Source organism: Sphingomonas bacterium (genome assembly GCF_903644135.1).
Classification (GTDB): Bacteria; Pseudomonadota; Alphaproteobacteria; order Sphingomonadales; family Sphingomonadaceae; genus Sphingomonas.
Genome location: NZ_CAHJXA010000223.1, coordinates 1 through 4805, shown reverse-complemented (window position 1 = coordinate 4805; position 4805 = coordinate 1). Strand labels below are relative to the sequence as shown.

General features: G+C 68.1%; 3 protein-coding genes. 2 read left to right on the top strand and 1 reads right to left on the bottom strand.

The features are described 5' to 3' along the window. The coding region (locus HUU96_RS11430; protein WP_174292919.1) for a TonB-dependent receptor at positions 1-2331 on the top strand (2331 nt) is incomplete at its 5' end. A 93-nt stretch (positions 2332-2424) separates the two neighbouring features. Beyond that, positions 2425-3222 carry an SDR family NAD(P)-dependent oxidoreductase gene (locus HUU96_RS11425; protein ID WP_174292918.1) on the top strand — a complete coding sequence of 266 codons (798 nt, stop codon included), beginning with the start codon at positions 2425-2427 and terminating at the stop codon, positions 3220-3222. A gap of 10 nt (positions 3223-3232) precedes the next feature. On the opposite strand, the gene HUU96_RS11420 is transcribed toward HUU96_RS11425, so the two are convergent. Next, positions 3233-4805: S41 family peptidase (locus HUU96_RS11420; protein WP_254605194.1), on the bottom strand; the 1573-nt coding region annotated here is incomplete at its 5' end.

The window sequence follows — 4805 nt, the reverse complement described above, 5'->3', positions numbered from 1 at the left end:
GACACCGCCGCCGCGCAGGCCGCCGCACCGCTCGCCAACCAGGCGACCGAGGTCGTCGTCACCGCCCAGCGCCGCGCCGGCACCGTTCAGTCGACGCCCGTCAGCATCACCGCGGTCGGCGGTGCCGACCTCCAGGCGCGCGGCGTCGCCAATTTCGCCAGCCTGGCGCAGTCCGCCCCCGGCGTGTCGCTGAAGAGCGAAGGCCCCACCCAGACCGAGATCGAGTTGCGCGGCATGACGTCCAGCGGCGGCAACTCGCCGACGGTTGGCTTCTACCTCGACGACATCCCGCTGACCGCGCCGTCGGCGGCGCAGAACGGCAAGGTGGTGATCGACCCGTCGCTCTACGACCTCAACCGCGTCGAGATCCTGCGCGGCCCGCAGGGTACGCTCTACGGCTCGGGCTCGATGGGCGGCACGGTGCGGCTGATCGCCAACCAGCCCGACACGACACGCGTGTCGACCAGCGCCCAGGCGACGCTGTCGGGAACGGAAGGCGGCGGCTTCAACCATGCCGAGAACGCGATGCTCAACCTGCCGCTGGTCGAGGACAAGCTGGCGCTGCGGATCGTCGGATCCGAGAACAGCACCAGCGGCTGGATCGACCGAATCGTCGCGGGCGCGGGCAACAGCTATCCGCTGCCCAGCGTCGACGGCTCGACGCGTGGCAACGTCGCCGGGGCGTCGGTGATCAAGCGCTATCGCGGCTCGAACGCGTCGCAGACCTATGGCTTCCGCGCGAGCCTGTTGTGGAAGCCCACCGACGCGCTGTCGATCACACCGATGGTGCTCTATCAGCGCAGCACCCAGGACGGCGTCAGCGCCTATGACAGCGACCCCGGCACGCCCGCGCACTACCAGCCGTTCGACATCGCCGAGCCGCTGACCGACCGGATCGTCATCTTCGGCCTGACCGTCAACTATGCCTTCGACAATTTCGAGATCACGTCGAGCAGCGCCTATTGGAACCGCCGCTCGACCCAGGTCGAGGACGGCAGCGAGGACTTCAACAATCCCAACACCGGCGCGACGTATAACTCGAACAACGGCCTGCCGAACCCAGGCTATTACGGCCCCAATGGCAGCGGCGTCGTCTATGGCACCGAGAACGACCCGTCGCGCCAGTTCAGCCAGGAGCTGCGCATCGCGTCCAAGGGCAATCACCGGCTGAACTGGGTCGCCGGGCTGTTCTACAGCGACTATCACATGACCTGGAATTTCGACGGCCGCACGTCAAACCCCTCCGCCTATCTCGACCTCGGCACCTTCGACCATGCGACCACGACCAGCTGGTTCCTCGCCTATTCGCCGACCCATCTGAAGCAGTATGCCGCCTTCGCCGAAGGCACGTTCGCGATCACGCCGACGCTGAAGTTCACCGCCGGCGCACGCTACTACAAGTTCGACTACCACTTCACCTCGTCGATCACCGGCTGGGGATCGGGACTAGGCGCGGCGACGCCGTCGCTGTCGGGGCTGATTACCCACGATGAGCATGGCGTCAGCCCCAAGTTCAACCTGTCGTACACGCCGACCAGCGACTACACGCTCTACGCGACCGCCTCGCGCGGGTTCAGGCCGGGTGGCGGCAACGCGCAATATCCGGTGACGGGGCCGTATTGGAGCGCGGTCTATGCGCCGTACAACTTCACCGGCAACAAATGGCCGACCAGCTACGACGCCGACTCCGTATGGAGCTATGAGATCGGCCAGAAGCTGCGGCTGTTCAATCGCCGCCTGACGATCAACGGCAGCGCCTATTACGAGGATTGGGACAATATCCAGCTGCTCGCGCTGCCGGGCGACTGGCAGCTCAACATCAACGGCAACGGCGCCAAGATCTATGGCGGCGAGATCGAGACGCGCGGCATCCTGGGCGGCGGCTTCGAGCTGCGGTTGTCGGCAAGCTACACCCATGCCCGCGTCGACTCCGGTCCGCATTGGCAGATCGAACCCAAGGACCGGCTGTCGGACGTCGCGCCGGTCACCGCCAACGCCATCCTCAGCTATTCGCGCGAGGTCGGGAGCGGCCTGACCCTCACCGCCAGCGCCGAGAACGGCTATACCGGCCGCCGCTTCTCGCTAGCCTTCCCCTACGGCTACTCGCTCAACGGCCGCTACATCCTGCTGCCCGATTACGATCTCACCAACCTGCGCGTCGGCCTCAGGTCGGAGAAGGGGTGGAGCGCGGCGCTGTTCGTCAACAACGTCACGAACAAGCACGCCCAGCTGGAGAGCCTGTTCCAGGAGACGCTGCCGGCCGCCTCGTTCAACCGGATCGTCACCAACCAGCCGCTGACCGCGGGCGTCGACCTGAGTTTCCACTTCTAGGCCGGCGAGCATGGCTGGGCCGACGCTTGCCCAACCGCGCGATGCGTCATAAACCGCCGCTGTATCAACGCGATACGTGGTCGGGAGAGTGGGGTGGCTAGTGATCTAAGCGGCAAGGTCGCCATGGTAACCGGTGCCGCGCGCGGGATCGGCCAGGCGATCGCGACCGCGATGGCGGCGGCGGGCGCGTCGGTGATGCTGACCGACCGGCTGGAGCCGGAGGGGCGAGAGGCCGCGCAGGCGCTGGGAGACAAGGCGGCGTTCCTGCGCCACGACGTCACCGACGACGCCGAATGGGCGGCGGCGATGGCCGAGGTGGAGCGCCGGTTCGGCCGGCTCGACATCCTGGTCAACAATGCCGGCGTCGAGACGGTGGCGCTGATCAGCGAGATCGAGCCGGCCGATTACCGCCGCATCTTCGACGTCAACATCCTCGGCCCGATGCTCGGCACCAAGCACGCGTTCCGGACAATGCGGCCCGGCGGGGCGAGCGGCCGCGGCGGCGTGATCGTCAACATCGCGTCGGCCGCGGCGATCATGCAGACCCCCGGCCTGTCGATCTACAGCGCGTCAAAGGCGGCGCTCGCACATTTCACACGCAACGCGGCGATCGAGGCGGCGGCGCTGGGCCACAATGTACGGAGCAACGCGGTCCTGCCGGGCCTGACCGAGACCAACATGGCCCGGCAGGTCGGGCACGACTTCGCCGCTCTGGGCCTGGTCGAGAGCGAGGAGGTGTTGCGCAGCGGTGCGACGCTGCGCCTGCCCCTTAAGCGGTACGCCGAACCCGGCGAGATCGCGTCCGTCGCCGTGTTCCTCGCCTCGGATGCGGCGTCCTACATGTCGGGAGCGTGCGTCCCGGTCGAGGGAGCGGCGGCGCTCCTCGCCTAGGCTGTGCCGGTCACGTCCCGACCAGCAGCTTCACCGCCGCCTCCAATTGGGCGTCGCGGCTGGTCTCGGTCTCGCCCAGCGGCCGCTCGACGGTGAGGTCGACCGGGCGGGGGTGGCCCTCCATGGTCTGGCCGCGATTATCCTCGACCCGCGTGCCCGGTACCCGCACCGCCGAACCGTCGATCAACGGCTGCGAGCCGGTATAGATGATCCAGCCGGCGGTCGGCTGCCCCACCACCTTGCCGAGCCCCAGCGTCCGATAGCCTTCGGTGAAGTCCTCCGCGTCAGACAGCGAGCTTTCGTTGGTGACCAGCGCCGTCGGCAAACCGAGCGCGCGCTGGCCCAGCGCCGAGCGGCTCGGCACCGGGAACAGGTCGCGCGTCGTCATCGTCAGGTAGTTCTTGCGGGTGAAGACATCGAGCGCATAGCCGTTGATGTAACCGCCATTGTTGTTGCGCACGTCGATGACGACGCCTTGGCGGTTCTGGTTCTGCGCATCGAGGTCGATATAGAGCTGCGCCAGCGAGGCGTCGCTCATGTCGGCGATATGGACATAGCCGATCCGCCCGCCCGAGACCTTCTCGACATAGGCGCGGCGGTCGTTGACCCATTGGCGGTAGAGCAGCCCGGCGGCGACTTGCGTGGTCACCGGCCGCACGACGACGTCGCGCGCCGGTCCGCCGCCGGCCTCGATGCGCAGCACGGTGCGGCGGCCGACCTTGCCGAGCAGCGCATGGTCGAGATTGTCGTGCGGGCCGATCGCGGTGCTGTCCACCGCCAGCAGGCGGTCGCCGACATGGACGCCGGCGATGTTCGCCGGCCCCAGCGTCACCACCTCACGGATCACCAGCCCGCGGCCGGCCTCGTACGCCGTCCGGTCAAAGCGCAGGCCAAGGTCGCCGACATGCGCGCGCGCCGCGGCCTCCGCCTCGTCGGGAGCCTTGCCGATACCCGAATGCGAGGCGTCAAGCTCGCCGATCATCAGGTTGATGATGCGGCGCAGCTCGTCGCCGGTTCGCGCCCCCTCCGCCTGCGGGCGGAAGCGGGCGCGCAGTGCCGCCCAGTCCTTGCCGTTGAACTTGGGATCGAAGAAGCGGCGGTTGAGCGTGTTCCACGCCTCGTCGAACACCACCATCTTCTCGGCATCGAAGGCGACGTCCAGCTCGGCCGAGACCGCCAGCGGCTTGGCCTTGGGGCTTTCAACCGGCGACGAGTTGATCTTGCCGCCCTCGCGATAGAACACCGACTTGGAGTCCGGCGTGAAGGCGTAATCGGCCTTCGCCTTGGTGCTGGCGGCCAGCTCGTGCGGCGCAGGCGGCTCGTGCGCCAGCTCGTCGAGCGTGTAGCTGTAGAGCGTGTCGCGCTCGCCCTGGCGCGAGCGGAACACCAGGGTCTTACCGTCGGGCCTGATCACCGGCGTGTCGGCGCTCATCCCCAGCGGCAGGGTGGTCGCCCGTTCGCGGATGCCCTCGAAGATGATCCGCACCGGCTTGACCGCCGGCTTGCGCGCGGGTGCCTCCTCGCCGTCCGGCTTGTCGTCGCCCGCACTGGCCGCCGCGTCGGCGGTGCGCTGCGGCGTCGCG